This window comes from Streptantibioticus ferralitis, assembly GCF_029223525.1.
GTDB classification, from domain to species: Bacteria; Actinomycetota; Actinomycetes; order Streptomycetales; family Streptomycetaceae; genus Streptantibioticus_A; species Streptantibioticus_A ferralitis.
In genome coordinates, this window is record NZ_JARHTQ010000018.1 from 145,066 (window position 1) to 165,459 (window position 20,394).

Genomic DNA, 20,394 nt, shown 5'->3' on the forward strand with positions numbered 1-20,394 from the left:
TGGGTCGCCGCCGTCCTTCGCCGAGAGGGCGGTGCCAACCCGCGCTGCGCGCGTGGTCACGGTGCCAGATGCTCACGGAACCAGTCGGTGGCAGCCTTGCTCGTCGTTTCAAAGCCCGTCATGTAGGCGTCGAAGTGGTCACCGACATACATCGCCAGTCGCTTGGGCTCCAGGGCACGCCCATACGCGGCGAGTGCGAGATCGGTGAGCGTGACCGTGTCGGTTTTCGCCACGACCATCAGCAGCGGTGTCGGTGAAACGCGCGCAATCCATGCCCCGGGCTCGTACATCTGCGCCTTGCGTGTTGACCGCAGTGTGATGTGCTCAGGTTTCTCGACGCCAGGTGGCATGGGGAAAGAGGCATGGAGCTCGTCCATGCCCTGGGAATGGTAGGCGGCCTGCGCACCGGGGTCGAGGCTGTTGAGGAGTTGAAACTCGGGTCGGCGACCGGCCAGTTGACCGCGTTCGTCGGCGTCGAACCGCTCCTCGAGCGCCTGCTTCCGGTCCGGGGGCACACGACGAAGGCTCTGTTCGTAGCCGCTGATCGTCGGGATCTGCGCGACTGCGGCTTTGATTCGCCTGTCGGTGGCTGCCAGAACGATCGAGTGCCCGCCGGCGTAGCTCGAGCCCCAGATCCCGATCCGGTTGACGTCGACGTCGTCGAGTGTCTCCAGGAACGAGATCGCTCGTCGCCAGTCCGCCACCTGCTGCCAGGGGTCGATGTCGCCGCGCGGCTCGCCGCCGCTCAGCCCGAACCCCCGGTGATCATGAACGAGGACGACGAATCCCGCACGGCTGAAGCGCTCTGCATATCCTTGCAGGCCGCGGTACTTCACTCCGCCGAAGCCGTGCGCCATCGTGATCGCCGGAAAGGGACCGTCTCCAACGGGTGGCCGAAACAACCAGGCGTGCAGTGATATGTCGTCTGCGGCAGGCACGAGTACGTCCTCGAAGTCCATTACCCGTTCACCTCTTTATGCGGTTACGACTTTGTTCACGAAGTCAGTCAGGCTGCGGGTTTCTCGGCGTGGGACCAGTGCCCGGCGCTTGGGACGTAAGCGGTCTCGCAGTTCGAGAAGCGGCTAGCCACATGCCCGTGAACCAGCGCACGCGTGGCGAACGCGGACATCTCCATTGCCGACAGCGCCTACCCGCGCAACGGTATGGGGCTGATCAACACAAGTCCCGCTGTGCGGTGTGGACGGGCCACAGCGAGCAGCTCCGCCACCTGCGTACCCCCTGCTGCGTCCTACGATGACGTCTGGCCGGTCCGACGAATTGTCGAGCGGATCGACGGAGGCGCCGGCCTGGTCACGGTAGGCGTCCAAGGTCGCACCCCGTCGAGCACCTTCGCGCTCGCCCATGCCGGTGTGGTGGAGACTCACCGGGATCGGCGTCCGCTCCGGGCATTCCAAACGGTTTATAACGTCCTGCCGAATCGAGGGCTTGTCCAGGAAGCCATGAATGAACACCAGATCCCTGGTGCTCACGTCGTCCCGACGTTGCGACTGATTGCTCCCCCGTTGGGCCTGTTTTGTCCTCTCAGCGTGCATCGTCTCGTCTCGTGATTTCGCCATGATCCCTGAGTGCCTCGTATGCGCGGCAGACATGCCGCGGAGGTGCTGAGCGGTGAGAACCCACAGGAACATTCTTGCGGTTCTTGCGGATGCCGACGACAAGGCCGCGAAATCTGTGTCACACGCCCCATACCTAGCGATCATAAGCCGCACATCCCCCCAGCGCATGTCGGAGCGAGACGAGCAGTGCCAAGACGGAAGGACTGGTCCACCGCCGGCGGCTTCCACGGCAACAGCAAGAAAATTACTGTCGAGTTCATTAATCGGCGCCGGTGGATCCGTTCCCGTGGCCCAATCTCCCGTAATGCGATAGGTTCCCGTCGAGGCATCGAAGACTTATACATGAAAGCTCGGATTTCCGGCGGCTTCCGAAGCGCCCAATTGACCACACAGTCGAGTCGGGCGTTCCGGGCGATATATCACGATCCGTGCGCGCCGGCATCGTGATTGCCAGCGCAGGGTCCAAGCCGCGCAGCGCGGGTCGGAGCGGCGCCACCGCCGGTTACACCACCTCACCCATTGCACCCGAAGGCCGGGGGCGGTGGCGTTCGATCCTGTCAAGACAGAGCCAAAACGTGTACAGTTATGTCGAGTGATGCGGCACTGGCCCGCCGTGTCCCGCATCAGGCCAGGCGCCGCTGCTCGTGGCAGGGCACGCTGCCGACGACGCATCGGGTGGAGGCAAGCACAACAAGAAAGGGCCCGCACTATGGCGTCTGAGCTTCGCTTTCATGTTCACGTTGCCGATCCGACTCTCGAACATGGCACGCCGCCGGTGCCCCACGGCTACCCGGCGGTCGCATCTCCCATAACGTCGACGCTCATCACGGGTGAGCGCGACGCGGTCCTCGTAGACACCCCCTGGACACACGAACACGTCCACGTGATCGGCGACTGGATCGCGTCGTTCGAAAGGAACCTCACCTCGATCTACATCACCCACGGCCACGGCGACCACTGGTTCGGCGCACCGGCACTGCTCGAACGCTTCCCGACAGCGAAGGTCTACGCCACCCCCGGTACTGCGGCGTACATGAAGATGCAGCACGAAAACCGCGGTGCGCAATGGGAGGCCAGGTTCCCGGACCAGGTCAGCGAGGGAGAGATCGAGCCGCGGATCATCCCGCAGCAAGGCATCGAACTGGAGGGCAATGCCCTCAAGGCGGTTGAGCTCGGTCACACCGACACAGACGACACCAGCGGTCTGTGGGTCCCGGCCATTCGCCTCTTCGTCGCCGGCGACTCCGTTTACAACCACTGCCATCAGTACCTCAACGAGTCCGGCAACGGTGGACTCGAATCGTGGTACCGCGCCCTGGACAAAATCGAGGCGCTGGATCCGAAGTACGCAGTCGCCGGCCACAAGGACAAGACGCAGCCGGACGACGGAGGCGCCGTCCAGCGGACCCGCACCTACCTCAACACCTTCCAGCGCCTCCACGAAGAGGGTGGCCGCACGCCCGAGGAGTTCTTCGACGAGATGATGCGACTCTTCCCCGGGTACGCCAACCCGAAGGCTCTGTGGCGGAGCGTCGTCGCGGTCGTCGGCCCGCCTGCAGCGGCCTAGAGAGCTCGCGCGGCGCGCACCGGACAGGTCGGGGCGCGGAAGTCGGACACCGAGCGGGAAGTGCCGACTGGAGAGGCGGAGGGAAGTAACTCAGCCCGGAGGTTGCATGTCTGACACAGTCCAGCACAAATTTGTCACGGCCAACCGCGTCCAACTGCACATTGCCGAGCAGGGACAGGGCCCGCTGGTCTTGCTGCTTCACGGATTCCCGGAGAGTTGGTACTCCTGGCGGCACCAGCTCGGTGCGCTGTCTGCCGCGGGGTATCGGGTCGTCGCTCCTGACCAGCGGGGCTATGCGCGCAGCCAGCAGCCGGAGGCCGTCGAGAAATACAGCATGCTCCACCTCACCCATCCGCAGCAGAGAATCCTGCGAATCGCCGAGGGTCGGGCGTGCACCTGGTCGCGGCTGCGGCGCCGGGGCGAACCAGTGGCAGTGTTCCCGCGTGGGGCTTCTCCTGGAGGAACGGCTCGAAGTCAGAGCAGTAAGCCCGGTCGGCATCAGGATCCAGCTCCGACGACCATCAGACAGATGTGTTAAAATTTTGGCTCTGTCGTCGGGCGAGCTACCATCGAAAGGAAAGGCCGGGCAGCCTCCGGCTCTGTCGGCACGGCCGATCAGGAATCGGCGCTGCGGCTGCCTCAGACACTCGAGGAAGCAACGATGTCCAGAGCACCTCTGAACTGGAGCGTCCACGTAGCGCCGTCGATCCCCACGGAGATCGCGGACCTGCCCCCCGACCTCCCCCGGCGCATGTGGTCCCCGATGGCGACGACGCTGATCACGGGCGAGCACGATGCGGTCCTGGTGGACGCGCTGATGACTACGGAACAGGCCGGTCGACTGGCCGACTGGGTCGCGGCAAGCGGCAAGAGCCTGACCACCATTTTCGTGACGCATGGACACGGGGACCACTGGTTCGGGCTGGGGACGCTGCTCGAGCGCTTCCCGGGGGCGCGCGCCGTCGCGACGCCGGCCGTGGTGAAGCAGATGGAGAAGCAGATGGCGCCGGAGTTCGTGGCGTCGTTCTGGGACAAGCGCTTCCCCGGTCAGATTCCGGACAACCTGGTGGCCGCAGAGCCGCTGGACGGGCACCGGCTGACGCTGGAGGGACACGACCTCGTCGTCGTGGAACTCGGCCACACCGACACCGATGACACCACCTGCTTGCACGTGCCGTCGATCGGCTTGGTCGCGGCCGGAGACGCCGTCTACAACGACGTCCATCTCTACCTCGCCGAATCGCCCGCCGAGGGCCGGCAATCCTGGCTGGACGCGCTTGACACGATCGCGTCACTGAACCCCGCCGCGGTCATCGCGGGGCACAAGCGGCCGGGCCTCCCCGACGACCCGAAGACCATCGACGAGACCCGGCGGTACATCCACGACTTCGAAGCAGTCGCAGAACGCACCACGACCACCATCGACCTCTACCGCGGCATGCTGGAACTGCATCCCGACCGCGTCAACCAGGGTGCATTGTGGGGCTCAGCCAGGTCTGCCAAGGGCTGAGCGGCTGCGGCCTCGGACGCCGCAGTCACCAGCGTCCTGCCCCGAGGGGAACCGGGTGGCCGGAGACACCGATCGCGTGTTGACAGCAGCCCGCTGCGGCCGCCGCGCTGCCGGGCGCGGTCTCGCGAAGACATACCGACGAACGACGCCGACACACCCACGGGCGAAGCCAGATCCGACATCTGGACACTTCTGTTCGTGAATCCACCGAAGCCCTGCCGGCTAGGAGGTGATCAGACCACACCCTCCGTGTTATTTAGGCAACGTGACACCGACGCCTCACACAGCTACACTCTGAAAGTAATAGGTAAAATATCTATGGGCATGTCGCTACAAGAACCACAGAAAGAGATCCCAGAATGTCCTGGAGTGCGACAGTCCGATACGGTCTGCAGCCCGCCCCGGGCGAGCTGGCGTTCGTACAGGACCTGCTCAACACGCTGTCCGCTGGGAAGCCACGTGGGGCCGACCTGCTGCACACCACTGAAGACGCCAATGAGTGGCTCGACCAGGCGTTGAAGAGCTGGAGCAGCACGACCCACCAGCCGGCACCCGGTATCGAGCTGACAGCCGAGGACGTACGGAGCCTCCGCGACTTCCGCCACGATCTGAACCAGATCCTGCAGGCACAGACCGCCGAGACCACACCGAAGTCCGGCCCAACGGCCTCACTGATGACCTTGCCCATGGCGTTGCGCCTCGACGAGCACGGAACCATCCGGGCGGAGCCGCGCGGTACGGGATGGCGGCAGGTGGCATCACTCGCCCTCATCGAGGCCTACCGGGCCCAGTGCACGGACACTCTGCGCCGCCTGAAGACCTGTCGCAACACCCGCTGCGCGGCTGCCTTCTACGACCGCTCCCGCAACAACAGCGGCGTCTGGCACGACGTTCGCGTCTGCGGCAACGCGGCCAACCTGCGCAACTATCGAGCGCGCAAGCGAGCTGGCGCCGACCAGGTCTGACAGCTGCTTCTCGGTGTGCTGTTGCTCGCCGGACCGCAGCCGCGTCGGCACATTCTGCGGCTTTGCCCTGACCTGGCCGAGGACGGCTTCGGCGAGCCTCCATTCCGAATCGGCGCGCGGACACAGGGCGCCCACGTCGACGGCGAGGCCACCGGGGGCTCCGCGGCCTTCTGGAGAATTCCGCAGAGCCCGAGAGCGCGAGAGCTCGTGAAGTTCGCGCGTCGCAGGTGGGTTCGTCGTCGATATGAGGTGCCCCAGGGGGCAGCTACGGAAGCGTCCGCCGACACCCTGGGACCCGCCCTCAGCTGCCGTGAAGCGCGTCCTCAATGGCGTTGATGGCAATCCGGCGGGCCACGTTGGTTGCGTGGCAGTCGCGGAGTGTGGGTGCCCGAAACTCGGCTACCGCTGTTGGCCTGGGACTTGCGGTGGGGGTCAGGCGGGGCGGGATCCTGACGTATGGCTCTGCGAGTGCTGTATCCAACGTCCCCAGGTCGTCGGCCTCGACGACGCCGGGGACAGAGCCGCCGCTCCGCAGCGGGGCGCACACGTGCTGCATGCACGGTGCGAGCCCGGTGCGGAGGAACGGCTCTACCGGCTGGTGCTGGGACTGCTGGGCGACATCACGCCGGTGGTGCCGCCCGTCCCTCCGGCGGCCGCGTTCGACGATCAGGCAAATGCGCTCGCGTACCTGGTCACTGATCGTCTTCGGGCGGGAACCCAACACCGAGATCAATCCCTGGACCCTGTGGAACCCAGTGCGCCACTTCCCTGGGCGCAACCGGGGCGCCAATAGCGCTCGTGTCCTGATCGGGAAAGCTGATGCTGTCTCGATTTACTGTATTCCGGGATGGAGACACGAGCGCAATAGTTCAGCGCTACTGAACCAGCATGAAGCCGCCGAAGGAGAGGTGAAGGCCTACACTACTGCAGTAGGCATAGGAGCCCTGGCTATCCCCGGCCATGCGGACCACGCCGTAGACGTACCTCGTGCGATGGCCGTTGGCGCATTTCGCGTAGGCCTTGTACATGCTGGGGCTGCTTCCCTCACACCAGCCGCCGAACGTGCTGATGTCCTGCCAACGGTGACATGTCCCAATGGTGGCGGGGCTGGCGTGGGCGTCAGGGGCGGCCGATGCCGGAGCCGTAGCCAGGACGCCGATCGCCACAGTGGTGGCTAAGGTTGCCAACAACGTTCTGCTCTTGTGAGCGCGCATTCGTGCTCCCTTCAAAGTTTGACGGAATTGCTCCGTCTACATCTGGGAAAGTATCAGCACCATGATTTGAGGTCGTCATACTCGCGGTTGTTCTGCAACGGCCGTCATCAACCTGTCTAATAGACCAATTGAACCTCTCCTGCCTTCCAGCATGGTCTGAGCAGGCCACCCGAAGGAGCGGTGGAGTCCGAGAGTTCCCGGCGGCCGCGATTGGGCGCCCACCCGGTGGGCCGGTCCAGGTCAAAGACCCGCGACCTCGCGGACCGCAGAGGCCTGCAAGGCGATCGCGCACCGGATTCACGACATCGCCAAGAATGTCGGCCACGGTCGTTCGACGCTCCGAGCACTGCGAAGGGCATCCCGGCGAGACCGGCCAGCCGGTGAAGCACGGTGCGGACAGCAGCAGTTCGTTGTGACCTAGTGGGTGGTGGGCAGCCAGTTGCCGCAGTAGCCGCCCCAGCCTCCGGACTTGTGGAAGACGTATTTCCACTGGTCCAGCATCTCGGTTCCGGTCTTGGGGCCTACGACACCGTCGACGGTCAGGTGGTAGCTGTAGTGGTGAGTGGCCTGGAACACCCTGACCGCGGCGGCGGTAGCGGGCCCGAAAGAGCTGTCCTCGGCCAAGCCGGCGTTGTCCATGCGGTTCAACATGTACTGCACGCACCAGACGCCTGAGCCGTAGTTGATGTTGGGCACGCCCTCGCCCAGGCTGTCGGCGTTCGTGTTGGCCTGGGCCGGGCCGACCGTGCCGAAGACGATTGCTGCGGCGACGCTGGTCGCCAACGCAGCAGAGGCGGCCGATCGTTTGAACTTCATCGTTTCTCCCCTTCCTCTGTGGTGCCGCTGTGCCGTGCACCGCTGTGCCCCGGCTTGCGCAGACCACGGTGCACGACGGTTGGCAGGAGGAAGAAAGGTGTTCGGCCAGATGATGCCTACTCGGGACGTCCCACCCCCTGAACTGCTGCAACACAGCAGGACCTGACGCTGTTGTGGGACAGGCCAAGGCCGCTCAGGTCACGGCCGGCTCCGGCGGGAGGCGCTCACCGGCAACAGCCCAGCTGTCCGACAGCAGTTGCCACCGGCTGGTCATGCTGATCCAGACCGCTCCGAAGGCAAGGTCATCCGCCGCGACCGCCTCAGTGGAGTGATCCACGAATACCCGCAGGTCGCATACGGCGGCCGAGTATCGGGCACCCACAGGTCTTCTCCGGTCGGTGGAGGGTGAGGTCACAAGCGCAGGGCGAAGCAGGCCAACTGGTGGAGGTCCACGGTCGTCACGGTGGACCATCCGGAGGTGAGTCGACATCGCGCGCGGTGGTGCCCTGGCTCTTGAGAGGGGCGTTGTCTTCCCGACGGAGGGCGTGTTCGGTGCCCACCCAGAAGGTCCCTCCGGGGGAAAGTACGTGGCGGATGTCCTGCAGCGGTGAACCTTGTACAAGTCAGATCGACCTTGCATCTCAGGCTGCATACGTCAGTTGGATCCTGCATCGAGCTGGGGTCTGGGGGCTGCGAACGGCAGGCGTGTCATGGTGTGGCGGAGGGGGTTCAGATGATTCCGCCGTTGGCGCGGACGACCTGCCCGTTGACCCAGTGGCCGGCCGGAGAGGCGAGGAACGCCACGACCTCGGCGATGTCGGCCGGGGTGCCGAGCCGCTCCAGCGGGGGCTGGGCGGCCATGCGGGCGATGGTCTCCTCGTCCTTGCCGTCCAGGAACCCGTCGGTCGCCGTCGGTCCGGGCGCGACGGCATTGACGGTGACATCACGCCCGCGCAGTTCGCGGGCCAGGATCAGCGTCACCGCCTCAACCGCGCCCTTGCTGGCGCAGTACGCGCCATAGTTCGGGAGGGCCAGGCCGACCACGGAGGTGGAGAAGGTGAGGATCGTGCCGCCGGGCCGCACGCGGCGGGCTGCCTGCTGGGCCACGACGAACGTGCCGCGGATGTTGGTGCGGTGCAGGTCGTCGAGGACGGCCAGGTCCAGCTCGGCGATCGGCGCCATGCGCGCCCGTCCGGCGGCGTGCACGACCACGTCGACGCCGCCGAACTCGGCCTCGGCGGTGTCGAACAGCGTCGCGACGGCGTACTCGTCACCGACATCGGCGCGCACGGCCACCGCGACGCCGCCGGCGGCAGCGGCCTCCTTGACGGCTGCCCCGGCCTGGTCATGATCGCCGATGTAGCCGACGACGATGGCGTAACCGTCGGCGGCCAGGCGGCGCACGGCCTGGCGGCCGATGCCGCGCGATCCGCCGGTGACGACGGCGACGCGAGACGAACCTGAGAGGCGCGCAGCAGTAGCGGTGGAGTCCACGGAATCCGGAAGCGGCATGGCGTCTCCTGCGTTTGAGGGCGATCGGGCCGCGGTCTTGCCGCCGCCCTGGTATCTGCTCGACCATCGGCCAGCCCTCCAGAGGTAGCCAGGGCTGCGTTTACCCGGGGGTTGCCGCCCCCTGGCTACGGCTCGCCGCGCGGGCAACCATGGAGGGGTGAACCTTCCAGAACTCGGCGCGTTCCTGCGATCGCGCCGCGACCGCATCCGGCCGGGCGACGTCGGCCTGCCTCAGGGGCCGCGGCGCCGCGTCCCGGGCCTACGCCGCGAGGAGGTCGCCCAGCTCGCAGGCTTGTCGGCCGACTACTACACCGAGTTGGAGCGTGGCAGCCAGAAGACCGGTGTGCAGCCCTCGGCCCAGACTCTGGCCGCCCTCGCCCGGGCCCTACGGCTGAACTCGGATGAGCGCGACCACCTGTTCCATCTCGCCGAACGGCCGATTCCCCCGTCGGCGCACGGACCGGCATCGCATGTGCAGCCTGCCCTACTGGGACTGCTGGACCGGCTGTCCAACACTCCCGCGCGTGTCCTCACCGATCTGCACGAAACCCTGGTGGAGAACGACCTCGCCGTTGCCCTCCTGGGACGATCACCGACCCGGCGCGGTCCGACGGCGAGCTTCGTGTACCGCTGGTTCACCGACCCCGAAACGCGCGAGATCTTCCCACCCGAGGATCATCCGCATCATTCACGGTGGTTCGTGGCGGACCTCCAAGCCGCAGCCGCCCGGCGCGGCCATGACGCGGAAATGGCGAAGATGGTGGCTATCCTCCGTCGCGGCAGCGCGGAGTTCGCGGCGCTGTGGGACACCCACGACGTCGCGGTGAAGCGGACGGACCGCAAGCGGATCGTCCATCCCACGCTGGGCGTCATCGAACTCGACTGCTGCAACCTGCTCAGCGAGGACGGACGCCAGCGACTGTTGTGGTTCACCGCACCGACCGGCGGCCGGGGGGCTGAGCAACTGGAACTGCTATCCGTCATCGGGACGCAAGATCTGGCCTCCGAGCCCGCCGACTGCCGTCCGAAACCAGCAACAGACGCCTCGCGCTGACACTTGGCCAGGAGCGTGACGAACCCCCGCCCCCGACCCTGTCCGCGCCCCCCACTGGCACTTCTTGCGGCAGAGCGACCGGCGTTGACGTGGCAGGCGAAAAGGCGTTCGGTGTGCGGTCTCCGAAGATGCAGGGGCGACTTGACCAATCGCGGAGGCGTTCGCGCAGACGGACCTTGCACACTGCTGGTCACGACCACCGACCAGGGCAGCGTCCAACGGAATCGGACAGGGCATGTCCTGTCCGGGCGAACCTTGCCAGTTCCGGACTTACTTTGCGAATGATCTTGCAACGATCGGATCAACTCTGCATCCTGGCCTGGCCTGGTGGGTCAAGATCCGGGGTGTGGCCGAGTTGTCGGTGCTGCTACGGCGACGTGGGCCCCGGGCATGGTCGGCGGCCGGTCGCCGTTGGCCGTTACGTCCACCCGGCCGCTGGCGAGAGCAAGCGCTCCGTACACCGGGGGAACCCGTCGACCGCATACGCCGCGGGTAGGCTGTGGGTGTGGGCCACTTGAGTAGGGGGAGCGATGTTGCAGACGGCGTTCACCCAGCTTGTCGGCTGTAAGGCCCCGATCCAGCTGGCGCCGATGGGTGTGCTGAACACCCCGCAACTGGTCGCCGCGGTGACCGAGGCCGGCGGCATGGGCATGGTCGGGCTGCCGGGCGCACCCGCCAGGGCGGTCATCGACGCGCTCGAGGCCTGCGGCGCCCACGCCAAGGGCCCGTTCGGTTTCAACGTGCTGGTGCCGTTCCTCGACCTGGAGGTCGTCGAAGCGGCGGCGGCGCGGTGCCGGTGCGTCGACTTCTACCACGGCGCCGTCGATGGCTCGCTCGTCGAGCGGGTGCACGCGGCGGGCGCGCTCGCGGCCTGGCAGGTCGGCGCCACCGACCAGGCCCGCGCCGCCGTCGACGCCGGGTGCGACTTCCTCGTCGTCCGGGGCACCGAGGGCGGCGGCCGCATGTACGGCTCGCGTGGGCTCTGGCCGATGCTCTTTGAGGTCCTGTCCGCGGTCGATATCCCGGTCCTGGCCACCGGCGGCATCGCCGACGGGCGCGGGCTGGCGGCGGCGCTGGCGGCCGGCGCCGCCGGAGTCCGGCTCGGCACTCGCTTCGTCGCGACCCCGGAGTCCAACGCGCACCAAAGCTACAAGGATGCAATCGTGGCCGAGACCGAGACGGTCCTGACCGACGCCTTCAAGACCGGCTGGCCGGATGAGGTGACGCGGTCCCGCGTGCTGCGTCGCGCGTATGAACGCGCCGCCGCGCTGCCCGACAACGCCGCCGTCGCGCGGATGAAGATCGGGCCCGATACCGAGGAAGTGCCGAGATTCGGGTTTCCGCCACCCACTGCCACGGCCTCAGGCGATGTCACGGCGATGGCAATGTATGCCGGAGAATCCGCCGCCCTCATCACCAGCGTCGAACCCGCCGGCGAGATCGTCACCCAGATCGCGCGACAGGCGGAAGAACTCCTGCGATCGGCGACACCAGACAGACATGTGCGTTCCTGACACGGCTCGCCCGCTGCGGCAAACCGCCTGACCGATCGCACAGATCCTCGCCCATGCTGCTCGGCCGTGCCGTCAGCTCCACATACGGCGGCTGCGCCAGGTAGTCGAGCGGCCAGACCCGGGCGGCGGGATAGGTGAGCGCGTCGCGGTGCCACTGGGCGGTATCCCGCACCTCGCCGCGCAGCACGTGCGCCCGGACCAGCGGAAGCCGGCTCCAGCGGACGCGCCCGGACCCCCGCTCGCCGAAGTTGCAGAGTAACGGCCTGACCCGCGATTGAGTGTGGGGCGTGCTGGCCTGGCGGTTCGGCTGGTGAGTGATTCAGCAGGCCGTCGCGCGGACGCCCACCAGTTCGGTGCTCGGGTCGTGGCGGGTGGTCCGCTGGGCAGCGCGGTCGGAGACCAAGCCTGCGATGGCTCGGTGGACTTCGCCGGCGCGGGCCGTGGCACGCGGCTCCACCCGCTTGAACCGGCCCGCGATCCGGGCCATGACGCCCTCCAAGCCCAGCTCACGCATCAGGTAGTTCTTCGCCAGGACCGTAACCCTGGCATCAGGGACTCCACAAATCTCAGTACAGCTCACTCCTCCCCCGGAGCGCTGCCCCGGTCCGCGCCCGCCAGGAATGCGCCCCGGAGGCGGCCCTGGTCAGACCTCCGAATCTTCCAGGGCGTGGAAGGCGGAGACCAGGAGGCTATGGGGTTCCTCCGTGCGCTCCCGGCCCGGGGACGCCACGAGCTGGAACTGCACGCGTTCGGCGCCCTCGGGCGCCGGGCAGCGGCGGGAGACGACGCTCAACAGCGTGAGATACGGGATCGAGGTCTGCACGAACTCCTCACGCCGCTCCTCGCGCAGCACGGACGTGAGGTCGGAGGACAGGTCCAGCAGCGCCTTCTCGGCACGCCGGCCGGGGTGCCAGACCATCTGCCGTACCGACCGCGGCCGGATCACCGGATACTCGCGCCACGGACTCGTGGTGCCGTCCGCCAGCCGGTGCCTGACCAGGAGATGGATGTCCTCCGCCGCCGGGTTGGGCGCGAAGTACGTTGAGACGGGGAACAGCGAGTGCCCGGGGTCGACCGGGCCCAGCCACCGTGGCTGCCTACGGAACTGCTGTGCCACCGTGAGCCCGAACCAGGCCAGCAGCAGCCCGTAGAGCCCGTACCGCTGAACGGGTGCGCCAGCGTAGCCGGTGAGCGCGGGTGTTCCGGTCGGATCAGGCATGGACGGCCTCCGTGGTCCGGGCCAGAGCCCACTCGATGCTCGCGACCACGCGGTCGGCGTACTCCCTGCGCGTGACCAAGGTGTTGTGCCCGGCGTCGGCCACGATGTCGTGCCGGGACACCTCGGACAGCTCGGCCAGCTCCCGTTGGAGTGCGAGGTGGGCGGGGTCCGAGCGAGCGGTCTCCCCCGCACTCAGCACCGCGACCGGAGCCGGTGAGAACGTCGTGAGCCGGGCCGCATCGTGCGACCAGGATTGGTGCCACTGGCGCAGTTCCCGGCGGGCCGACCACCACGTGGCGGGCGTGGACATACGGGCCTTGGTCGTCGCCGCGACCGCAGCGGGCAAGAAGCCGAACGGTCCTGCCGCCAGGTCGTCGGAGCGGCACGCTGTCGGCCCACCGACCAGTGTTCGCAGCCACTGCGTGGTGAGCCGCTGCCGGACCCAGGGGAGGGTTTCGCGCTGCCCGGCGGACCGGTCGAGTTGCTCGGGATGCGAGGAGTCGACGAACACCAGACCGCCGACCATCTCCGGATGGCGGCGGGCGAAGCAGCGGATCAGCACCCCGCCCACCGAGTGGCCCACCAGCAGGAAGGGCGGCTTCGCCTCGAGCCGGGCGAGCAGCGCGCCCAGCGCCGCGCTGTTCCACTCGGCGTCCTGCGCCCCTCCGTACGGTGAGCTCCAGCCGATGCCAGGCCGATCGTAGGCGACGTAGTCGACACCGGGGCCCAGACCGCGCAGCGCCCACGACCAGGCGGTGACCGGGCAGGCCATCCCGCTCTCGAATACCACGGTCGGACCGCCCGAGGTCGTGTCCGCGAGCACGTGCACCTCGCGTCGGCCGAGCCGCACCATCCTGCCGGGCGCCGATCCGGCGCGACGGAGCCGCTGTTGCCGCGCCAGGCGCAGCACGGTGGTGCCCGCACCCACGCCCGCCAGGAGCGCGAGGCCCGCAGCGCCGGCCCGGTCCAGCCCGCCGCCTGGAGAGTCCCCGGCGGCGCGTCCTGTGTGCCCGCCCCGCACCGTGGGGCCGGAGGTCACCGTACGGCCTTGCTGCCCCGCATGTCCGGACGAAACTGTACGTCCGGTTTTCGGCCCTACGCCGGGGCCGCCGAGCGAACGGGAGACGTGGGCGATGGCCGGATACGTCGCGCAGTACGACCAGACGAACCGGTTGAGTCCCATGAGGCGCGCGTTGCCGAGATGGAATGCGGCGCCGGCAGCGAGGATGGCCCGGGCGACCGGAGGCGGCGCCACCAGTACGAGGGGAAAGGAGAGTTCACCGGCGATGGTCGACCAGGCGAGCGTCTTGGCGAGCCACGGTCGGTCGCGGACCGCACGGTGGAGGAAGGCGTCCCCAAGCGTCTCGGTGCGGAAGATCCTCGGGATGGCCGACCCGTCCCGCCAGACCGGCGAGACCAGCTTCGACACCCCGGACGTGGCATAGGACAGGCATGCCTGCGCCGCGAGGAAGGCCACCACCGCCTCCCGGGCCCGGCGGTCCCCGCCGAACGTCTTCTCCAGCACCGAGCAGGCGTAGGTGACGAAGGCCAGCGGGTCAGACCCGTCGAATCCGTAGCGCGCGCGGGCCTGCAGGCCGTAGGCCGTCAGGCACATCGCGGCCGACAGCGCCGCCCGGGCCGGGCGGGCCGCGCCGGGCATCAGCAGCCCGAGTCCGGCGAGGCCCCGCGCCGCGACGATCCCCAGCACCTGGGGATGGCCGAAGAGCCGGTCGAGAGTCCCGGCCGCGGGCGCCCACGACGGCGGGAGACCGAGCCGGCCGACGTCCCAGGCGAGGAAGCCGCCCGGACCCAGCTCGGCGGACGCCGACAGTTGTTCCAGGGCTCCGATCAACTGCCCGACAGAGGTGAGCATTTCGGCTCTGCGCAGTACGACGTCGATGTCGTCCCCGAAGCGCACGTGTTCCTCCCGTGGTGGTGGAGCCGGGCGGGGCCGCCGTTCCCTTTCGGCGGCGGGCCCTGTCCGGGGCCCCGGACGGCGGGCGCGGTTCCGGGGCCCCGGGTGGCCGTCAGCGGAGGTGGCTCAGCAGCTCCTGCACGGAGAGCCCGCGACCCGCGCTCACACCCGGCTGACGCTCCCCCACCACGTGGTGGCCTATCCACCAGGCAGTCGGCACCTCTCGCGGCGTGACGACCTTCACCTCGGTGGCGCCGAGGGCCGGCACCGCGACGGTGGCGTCCGCCGTGCGGAATCCGCTGTCGTCGGTGGCCGTGCTCTCCGCCCAGCGCGTGACGGGCGACTCATGGGTCCGTGTCATCAGATACTCCTTTCCTGCTCCCCCGGACCACGGGTGGTCCGTCGCGCCGCTGCGCGGGGGCCGGCGTCCGGCAGAGCTGACAATGCGATCCGTACTTCCACGAACTACGCACATGGCTGAGTGTGCGCACCGGCCGGCAGCCGCATGGGACGCACCACGTGGGTGATCGATCGAGCCGTTGGCGTCGGCCAGTTGGCTTAAACATGGCCTCGCGTGCTGCCACGACGCACGATCTGCTGCAGCTTCTGCCCTTCCTGACCGGTCAGTCTGCGCACACGGACAGGCCCGGCCACCGCGCCTCCAGCGGTCGGATCGGACGTCACCGCACATCCGACCGCCACGACGGCCAACCCGGCGAACCTATGCGGTCACAGCACTAGCCGGCCTGGGCCGCCCGATCGGCCCCTCCACGGTGTGGGCGATCCTGAAGAAGGCCGGGGTCGATCCGGCACCACGCCGCTCGGGCCCGACGTGGGCGGAGTTTCAACGCACCCAGGCCTCGGGGATCCTGGCAGTGGACCTCTTCCATGTCGTTACCGTGCTGCTGAAGCGGCTGTACTGCATGGTCGCCATGGAGATCTCCACTCGCCGGGTCCACCTCCTCGGCGTCACCACCAACCCGACCGGCAGCTGGGCGGTCTGGCTCCGCTCATGAACCGCCGGACGTCCTGTAGGCGGACGGGGCGTCGGTGCGGGCGTCGTATTCAGCGCGGGCGACGTCGATGTGCGCCAAGTGCGCGATGCTCCACTCCAGGAGGGGCGCGGCGGCTTCGCGGAGGGTGATGCCCATCGTGGTGAGCTCGTAGGTCACGTGCGGCGGCATGACGTTATGGACGGTGCGGGTCAGGATTCCGTCACGTTCAAGGCTGCGCAGGGTGACAGTGAGCATTCGCTGGCTGATTCCGTCGATGGCCCGTTTGAGTTCGGTGAAGCGGCGCGGTCCCTCCCTGAGGTTGCGCACGACCAGCAGCGACCACTTGTCCCCGACGATGTCGAGCACCACGCGGGTCCGGCACGCATTGTCCTGCCGCGCCGACTGCATCGCGCTGTCCGTCGTGGTCATGGTTACCTCCAGGGAACCACGGCACCGAAATGTGCCTTATTGCCCGCGGCGCATCGAGTGCACCAGCATGGCGGTGGTTCTCAAAGAGTACTGAGATACAAACGGTAACCACTAGCTCCGTGTGCCTCCGCACCCCGAAAGAGAGATTGGGTTCCGATCATGTCCACGTTTCTGCTGGTGCACGGTGCTTGGCACAGCGGTGGCTGCTGGCAGCGGGTGGTCCCGCTGCTGGAGTCGGCCGGGCATCGGGCGCTCGCGCCGTCGCTGACCGGCTACGGCGACAAGGCGCATCTGCTCGGCCCCGAGGTGGGGCTCGACACGCACGTCGATGACATAGTCAGGCTGATCGACGAGGAGGACCTCACCGAGGTGATCCTCGTGGGTCACAGTTACGCGGGGCTGGTCATCTCGTCCGCTGCCAACGCCGTTCCGGACCGGATCGCACACCTGGTGTACCTCGACGCGATGGTCCCCGAGGACGGAGAGACCGCCGGGGACGTCCAGCCTGTGACCCAGAAGCTGATCGACCTCGCCGCGAAGTCCGACGGCGGTTGGCGCGTTCCGCCACTTCCGGAGCAGCCTGCGCCTTTCGGCTTGTTCGGGGTAACCGAACCGGCGGACGTCGCGTGGCTGCGCTCGATGCTCTCAGATCAGCCGGTGCGCTGCCTGCAGCAGCCGGTTCGGCTGGACAACCCGGCCGCGAACACGATCCCGCGGACGCACATCCACTGCGTCGGCGCGACACCGGAAGGCATCACCCGGCGACCTGTCCCTCCGATCCAGCCCAACGGTTCTTCTGCGCAGGTGTGGGAACTGCCGACCGGCCACGACTGCATGATCACCATGCCGGCCGACCTCAGCGAACTGCTGCTCAAGCTCGCCCTCTGACGGCAACCGGCCACTGTAGCTGCGCTGTCTGGAGGAGCGAGCTCCAGCCGCGTGATGTGGGGGAGGAGCGGCCGCCCCTCCCCCAATGTCACATGTGGACATCGACGCAAGCCTGGCTGACGAATCGCTTGTCCTGTCGGTGTCGGTGAATCGTGGTCCTGGATCACTTTCCGTGCTGCGCTGACGGACGGTCACGGCCCCTGTGCCGCTCGAAAAGTCGTCGCTGCACGTCACGCCCCATATCGGTACTCGTTGATCAGGCCACCGAGGACCCGGGTGCGTAGCGCCTTGCGGGTGTCGAGGTCATGCACCGTGGCGGGCTGTTCGTGAGCCTCAGGTGGTAGCTGGCGCCGGGGATGGTGGGGGCGGTGCTCGTTGTGGTCGCGGCCACCCGCGCAACCAGCTCCTCGACCCGCACGATCTCATCAGCATCGTCCCGTGCCACGGCCTCGCCCCTCCCGTCCGCGTCTCCAGCCACCCGGTGCAGGCGGCCACGGCGGCTGCACCGGGGAGCCGAAGGGGCGAACCAGAGTCTGATCGGCGCGCTCGAAGCGGCAGTCCACAGCCGCTCAGCCGGCCCCCTCGCCTGACTGATCTACGGGCTCAACATCCCACAGGGTGACCGACGTCGGCGGACAGCACCGTCCCATTTGCACGCCGCCACCGGCGTCCCCGCAGGGATACAAAGACTGATCTGGAACCAGCACCATCTCCTCAACGCACTACGCGAGTTCGAGAACGACCTCAACATCCACCGCCCCCACCGCGCCCTCGCCCACGGCCCACCCCTGAGAGCACGGCCCACACCGATCACAGATCCGGGCCGGATCACCCAACTGCAAATACGCCGCCACGACCGACTCGGCCGGACCCTTCACGAGTACCGACATGCAGCTTGACCAGCGTGGATGTACTTTCCGGCACCCACAAGGCCGAACGTGCACGTGAGCGCCCGTATCGGCCGCTCAGCGAACAGGCGCCACAGCAGGGCTGGACGTGCGGGCCCGGAAGCGGCCTGCGCGGTGCGATGCGGTGGTGACGATGCAGCAGAAGCCCAGAAAGCAACGCGACACTCTCGACGCAGATGCCGAGATCGGATCGCGCTCGATGGGCGAGCGGACCTGTCCACAGGCCCGCGCGCCCAGGCGGCTCAGCCGATCAGTCGATCAGCCGGGCCAGTTCGTCGAGGATGCTCAGGGCTTCGGCTTCCGGGACGTTGGGCAGGTGGAAGGTGATGCCCGCCGCGCCGGCCTCCCGGTAGGCCGCGACGACGTCCGGCTCGGGTGGAACGGCGTTGGCGATCACTGGTGTCTCCGGGCCGACCAGCGCCATCTGCTCAGCGACCCCGGCGGGGTCGGTGACGTCGTTGGCGCTGGGCATCCAGCCGCCGAACCGCTCGGCCCGAGCGATCGCCTTGGCGCTCTGGCCGCCCACGTACACCGGCGGGTGCGGTCGCTGAACCGGCTTGGGCCAGGCGAAGATCGGGTCGAAGTCGACGTACTTCCCGTGGTATTCGGCCTGGCCCTTCGTCCAGATCTCGATGATCGCGGCCATCCGCTCGTCCAGGAGCCGACCGCGGATCCGTGGGTCGGTGCCGTGGTTGCGCATCTCCTCGCGGTTCCAGCCCGCGCCGATGCCGAAGATCACCCGGCCGTTGGACAGGAAGTCCAAGGAGGCGACGTCTTTGGCGGTTTGGATCGGATCACGCTGGACAAGCAGGGCGACTCCGGTGCCGAGCAACAGGTTCTCGGTCACTCCGGCGACCATGCTCAGAGCGGCGAACGGGTCGAGCGTCCGGTAGTACTGCCGGGGCAGCTCGCCGCCACGCGGGTGGGGCTTGGCACTGTCAGCCGGAATGTGGCTGTGGTCGGCCAGGAAGAGGGCGTCGAAGCCGCGTTCTTCCACCGCCGTCCCGAGCTTGGCGGGGTGAATGCTCTCGTCGGTGGCGATGGCGTGGATGCCGAATCTCGTTGTACCTAATCCGGTCGTCATGCCTCGCACACTAAACCCTTCAGCCTGGACTGACAATCCAGGTTGACAATCTTGGTTGATCAATTTAGCTTGATGACCATGGCTCAGTCTGCGAACGCCGATGACCTCGGTGCAGTGCTCTACGACGGCATCAGGCTCATGGCGCGGCGGCTCCGCCATGCATCGACACCCGGCGAGCTTTCGCTGCCCGAACGCTCGGCGCTGTCAAGACTGAACCGGGGCGGCCCGGCCACGGCCGCCGAGCTGGCAAGGGCCGAGCAGATCACGCCTCAGGCGATGGGAACCACTCTGAGCGGCCTGGAAGGGCGGGGCCTCGTCCGGCGGAACCCTGACCCGCATGACCGCCGACGGGTACTCGTGTCACTGACCGAGACCGGTCTGGGGATGCTGCGGCGCAAACACGACGCCCGGGCCCGACAGGTGGCGACCGCCCTCGAACAGCACTTCACGAAAGCGGAGTTGGAGACCCTCATGTCAGCGGCCCCGCTGATCGAGCGACTGGCGGAGAGCATATGACGTCGACCACGCCGTCGAACCGACCCCGGCCGTCTGCCTGATGCCCCCGGGGCAGCACTGTTCTGCGCTGCCGCCTGGTCTCACGAACACGGCGTCCATGCCGCGTAGTTGGCAGCCCAGGCAAGGCCATCGTCTGACAGTGGGCAGCTGCCTGATCCTCGCGACGAGCACGGCGCCACGCCTCTTCGAAGTCCGCACGCCGAGTCTCCATCGGTGCGTACTGAGGATCATGCAGGTCGAAGGGCGGATTGAACGGCCAGTCCGTGTCGTCCGTCTTGATCGCAACGCCTGAAGGGTGTCTTTACTGCCGTACAGCGACTGACCAGCAGCTTTGCGAGCGGCCGCGCCCCGGGCATGATCCCGGTTCGTCGGCCTACGATTGCTGTACTTGATCTTCTGCCGACTGCTGGGCTGGCTGACACTGCTGGGGCGCTCCTCCGCCGCACACAAGGCCGAGATCCTCGCCCTGCGCCACGAGGTCGCCGTCCTGCGCCGACAGGCCGAGCGGATGGCAGTGCCGGGTCGCCCAGGGTCTCGGCTTGGCCATGAAACAGTGTGATCGCGCGGTCTGGGTGGGTGGCGAACGCGAGGATCCACAGGTCGCGTTGCAGGTCCACCCACCGAGGCGTGACATCTTTCGGGCCGGAGGCGAGACTGCCCGGGGCCGTGACGAGGCCAGACGCGCGCGTGGAGAATGGGATATGCCGGTGG

General features: G+C 67.7%; 18 protein-coding genes and 1 pseudogene. 10 read left to right on the forward strand and 9 right to left on the reverse strand.

Going from position 1 to position 20,394, the window contains the following annotated elements; translation table 11 throughout:
• Positions 1-56: 56 nt before the first annotated feature.
• Entirely contained in the window at positions 57-959 is a 903-nt protein-coding gene (locus P2L57_RS25065) for an alpha/beta hydrolase (protein ID WP_275818300.1), read from the reverse strand.
• A gap of 1,327 nt (positions 960-2,286) precedes the next feature.
• On the opposite strand from P2L57_RS25065, the gene P2L57_RS25070 reads away from it, so the two are divergent.
• The 4 genes and pseudogenes from P2L57_RS25070 to P2L57_RS25085 all read left to right on the forward strand — a co-directional run bounded on the left by P2L57_RS25070 (position 2,287) and on the right by P2L57_RS25085 (position 5,619).
• Complete coding sequence (locus P2L57_RS25070) at positions 2,287-3,144, forward strand: MBL fold metallo-hydrolase (protein WP_275818302.1); 858 nt, start codon at positions 2,287-2,289, stop codon at positions 3,142-3,144.
• Between the two features lie 106 nt (positions 3,145-3,250).
• A pseudogene (locus tag P2L57_RS25075) lies at positions 3,251-3,535 on the forward strand (alpha/beta fold hydrolase); the annotation flags it as partial.
• Between the two features lie 270 nt (positions 3,536-3,805).
• Positions 3,806-4,654: an MBL fold metallo-hydrolase gene (locus P2L57_RS25080; protein WP_275818303.1), complete on the forward strand. Its 849-nt coding sequence runs from the start codon at positions 3,806-3,808 to the stop codon at positions 4,652-4,654.
• A 359-nt stretch (positions 4,655-5,013) separates the two neighbouring features.
• The gene (locus P2L57_RS25085) at positions 5,014-5,619 is read left to right on the forward strand and encodes a CGNR zinc finger domain-containing protein (protein WP_275818305.1); all 606 of its coding nucleotides are present in this window, start codon (positions 5,014-5,016) and stop codon (positions 5,617-5,619) included.
• Positions 5,620-7,250: 1,631 nt separating this feature from the next.
• On the opposite strand, the gene P2L57_RS25090 is transcribed toward P2L57_RS25085, so the two are convergent.
• Positions 7,251-7,649, reverse strand: a complete 399-nt coding sequence (locus tag P2L57_RS25090) for a peptidoglycan-binding domain-containing protein (RefSeq protein ID WP_275818307.1) — start codon at positions 7,647-7,649, stop codon at positions 7,251-7,253.
• 729 nt (positions 7,650-8,378) lie between these two features.
• On the reverse strand, positions 8,379-9,161 hold the full coding sequence (locus P2L57_RS25095) for an SDR family oxidoreductase (protein WP_275818310.1): 783 nt from the start codon (positions 9,159-9,161) through the stop codon (positions 8,379-8,381).
• A gap of 157 nt (positions 9,162-9,318) precedes the next feature.
• Here P2L57_RS25095 and P2L57_RS25100 point away from each other — a divergent pair, with 157 nt between their 5' ends.
• Complete coding sequence (locus P2L57_RS25100) at positions 9,319-10,215, forward strand: MmyB family transcriptional regulator (protein WP_275818312.1); 897 nt, start codon at positions 9,319-9,321, stop codon at positions 10,213-10,215.
• Positions 10,216-10,745: 530 nt separating this feature from the next.
• On the forward strand, positions 10,746-11,729 hold the full coding sequence (locus P2L57_RS25105) for an NAD(P)H-dependent flavin oxidoreductase (protein WP_275818314.1): 984 nt from the start codon (positions 10,746-10,748) through the stop codon (positions 11,727-11,729).
• Positions 11,730-12,048: 319 nt separating this feature from the next.
• Here P2L57_RS25105 and P2L57_RS25110 read toward each other — a convergent pair whose 3' ends face one another.
• From P2L57_RS25110 to P2L57_RS25125, 4 genes are all read right to left on the reverse strand, one after another.
• A complete protein-coding gene (locus P2L57_RS25110) occupies positions 12,049-12,243 on the reverse strand; it encodes a hypothetical protein (protein WP_275818316.1) in 195 nt (64 codons plus the stop codon).
• A gap of 129 nt (positions 12,244-12,372) precedes the next feature.
• Positions 12,373-12,948 carry a hypothetical protein gene (locus P2L57_RS25115; protein WP_275818318.1) on the reverse strand — a complete coding sequence of 192 codons (576 nt, stop codon included), beginning with the start codon at positions 12,946-12,948 and terminating at the stop codon, positions 12,373-12,375.
• Complete coding sequence (locus P2L57_RS40330) at positions 12,941-14,866, reverse strand: alpha/beta fold hydrolase (RefSeq protein WP_275818320.1); 1,926 nt, start codon at positions 14,864-14,866, stop codon at positions 12,941-12,943. The genes P2L57_RS25115 and P2L57_RS40330 overlap by 8 nt, the downstream gene beginning before the upstream one ends.
• Before the next feature lie 109 nt (positions 14,867-14,975).
• Positions 14,976-15,224, reverse strand: a complete 249-nt coding sequence (locus tag P2L57_RS25125; protein ID WP_275818322.1) for a hypothetical protein — start codon at positions 15,222-15,224, stop codon at positions 14,976-14,978.
• 514 nt (positions 15,225-15,738) lie between these two features.
• On the opposite strand from P2L57_RS25125, the gene P2L57_RS25135 reads away from it, so the two are divergent.
• A complete protein-coding gene (locus P2L57_RS25135) occupies positions 15,739-15,879 on the forward strand; it encodes a hypothetical protein (protein ID WP_275818324.1) in 141 nt (46 codons plus the stop codon).
• Here the strand turns inward: P2L57_RS25135 and P2L57_RS25140 are convergent.
• Positions 15,874-16,287: a winged helix-turn-helix transcriptional regulator gene (locus P2L57_RS25140; protein WP_275818326.1), complete on the reverse strand. Its 414-nt coding sequence runs from the start codon at positions 16,285-16,287 to the stop codon at positions 15,874-15,876. The genes P2L57_RS25135 and P2L57_RS25140 overlap by 6 nt on opposite strands.
• Before the next feature lie 159 nt (positions 16,288-16,446).
• On the opposite strand from P2L57_RS25140, the gene P2L57_RS25145 reads away from it, so the two are divergent.
• Positions 16,447-17,175, forward strand: a complete 729-nt coding sequence (locus P2L57_RS25145; protein ID WP_275818328.1) for an alpha/beta hydrolase — start codon at positions 16,447-16,449, stop codon at positions 17,173-17,175.
• Positions 17,176-18,333: 1,158 nt separating this feature from the next.
• On the opposite strand, the gene P2L57_RS25155 is transcribed toward P2L57_RS25145, so the two are convergent.
• Positions 18,334-19,167 carry an LLM class F420-dependent oxidoreductase gene (locus tag P2L57_RS25155; RefSeq protein WP_275818330.1) on the reverse strand — a complete coding sequence of 278 codons (834 nt, stop codon included), beginning with the start codon at positions 19,165-19,167 and terminating at the stop codon, positions 18,334-18,336.
• A 78-nt stretch (positions 19,168-19,245) separates the two neighbouring features.
• On the opposite strand from P2L57_RS25155, the gene P2L57_RS25160 reads away from it, so the two are divergent.
• Both P2L57_RS25160 and P2L57_RS25165 read left to right on the forward strand, forming a co-directional pair.
• The gene (locus tag P2L57_RS25160) at positions 19,246-19,683 is read left to right on the forward strand and encodes a MarR family winged helix-turn-helix transcriptional regulator (RefSeq protein WP_275818332.1); all 438 of its coding nucleotides are present in this window, start codon (positions 19,246-19,248) and stop codon (positions 19,681-19,683) included.
• 388 nt (positions 19,684-20,071) lie between these two features.
• Positions 20,072-20,242, forward strand: coding sequence for a hypothetical protein (locus P2L57_RS25165; RefSeq protein WP_275818334.1), 171 nt, complete (start codon positions 20,072-20,074; stop codon positions 20,240-20,242).
• Positions 20,243-20,394: the final 152 nt, after the last annotated feature.

What these genes read in the sequence shown, in the direction of transcription:
- P2L57_RS25065 (WP_275818300.1), bottom strand. Translation starts at nt 959, where the DNA reads ATGGACTTCGAGGACGTACTCGTGCCTGCCGCAGACGACATATCACTG.
- P2L57_RS25070 (WP_275818302.1), top strand. Translation starts at nt 2,287, where the DNA reads ATGGCGTCTGAGCTTCGCTTTCATGTTCACGTTGCCGATCCGACTCTC.
- P2L57_RS25080 (WP_275818303.1), top strand. Translation starts at nt 3,806, where the DNA reads ATGTCCAGAGCACCTCTGAACTGGAGCGTCCACGTAGCGCCGTCGATC.
- P2L57_RS25085 (WP_275818305.1), top strand. Translation starts at nt 5,014, where the DNA reads ATGTCCTGGAGTGCGACAGTCCGATACGGTCTGCAGCCCGCCCCGGGC.
- P2L57_RS25090 (WP_275818307.1), bottom strand. Translation starts at nt 7,649, where the DNA reads ATGAAGTTCAAACGATCGGCCGCCTCTGCTGCGTTGGCGACCAGCGTC.
- P2L57_RS25095 (WP_275818310.1), bottom strand. Translation starts at nt 9,161, where the DNA reads ATGCCGCTTCCGGATTCCGTGGACTCCACCGCTACTGCTGCGCGCCTC.
- P2L57_RS25105 (WP_275818314.1), top strand. Translation starts at nt 10,746, where the DNA reads ATGTTGCAGACGGCGTTCACCCAGCTTGTCGGCTGTAAGGCCCCGATC.
- P2L57_RS25110 (WP_275818316.1), bottom strand. Translation starts at nt 12,243, where the DNA reads ATGCGTGAGCTGGGCTTGGAGGGCGTCATGGCCCGGATCGCGGGCCGG.
- P2L57_RS25115 (WP_275818318.1), bottom strand. Translation starts at nt 12,948, where the DNA reads ATGCCTGATCCGACCGGAACACCCGCGCTCACCGGCTACGCTGGCGCA.
- P2L57_RS25125 (WP_275818322.1), bottom strand. Translation starts at nt 15,224, where the DNA reads ATGACACGGACCCATGAGTCGCCCGTCACGCGCTGGGCGGAGAGCACG.
- P2L57_RS25140 (WP_275818326.1), bottom strand. Translation starts at nt 16,287, where the DNA reads ATGACCACGACGGACAGCGCGATGCAGTCGGCGCGGCAGGACAATGCG.
- P2L57_RS25145 (WP_275818328.1), top strand. Translation starts at nt 16,447, where the DNA reads ATGTCCACGTTTCTGCTGGTGCACGGTGCTTGGCACAGCGGTGGCTGC.
- P2L57_RS25155 (WP_275818330.1), bottom strand. Translation starts at nt 19,167, where the DNA reads ATGACGACCGGATTAGGTACAACGAGATTCGGCATCCACGCCATCGCC.
- P2L57_RS25160 (WP_275818332.1), top strand. Translation starts at nt 19,246, where the DNA reads ATGGCTCAGTCTGCGAACGCCGATGACCTCGGTGCAGTGCTCTACGAC.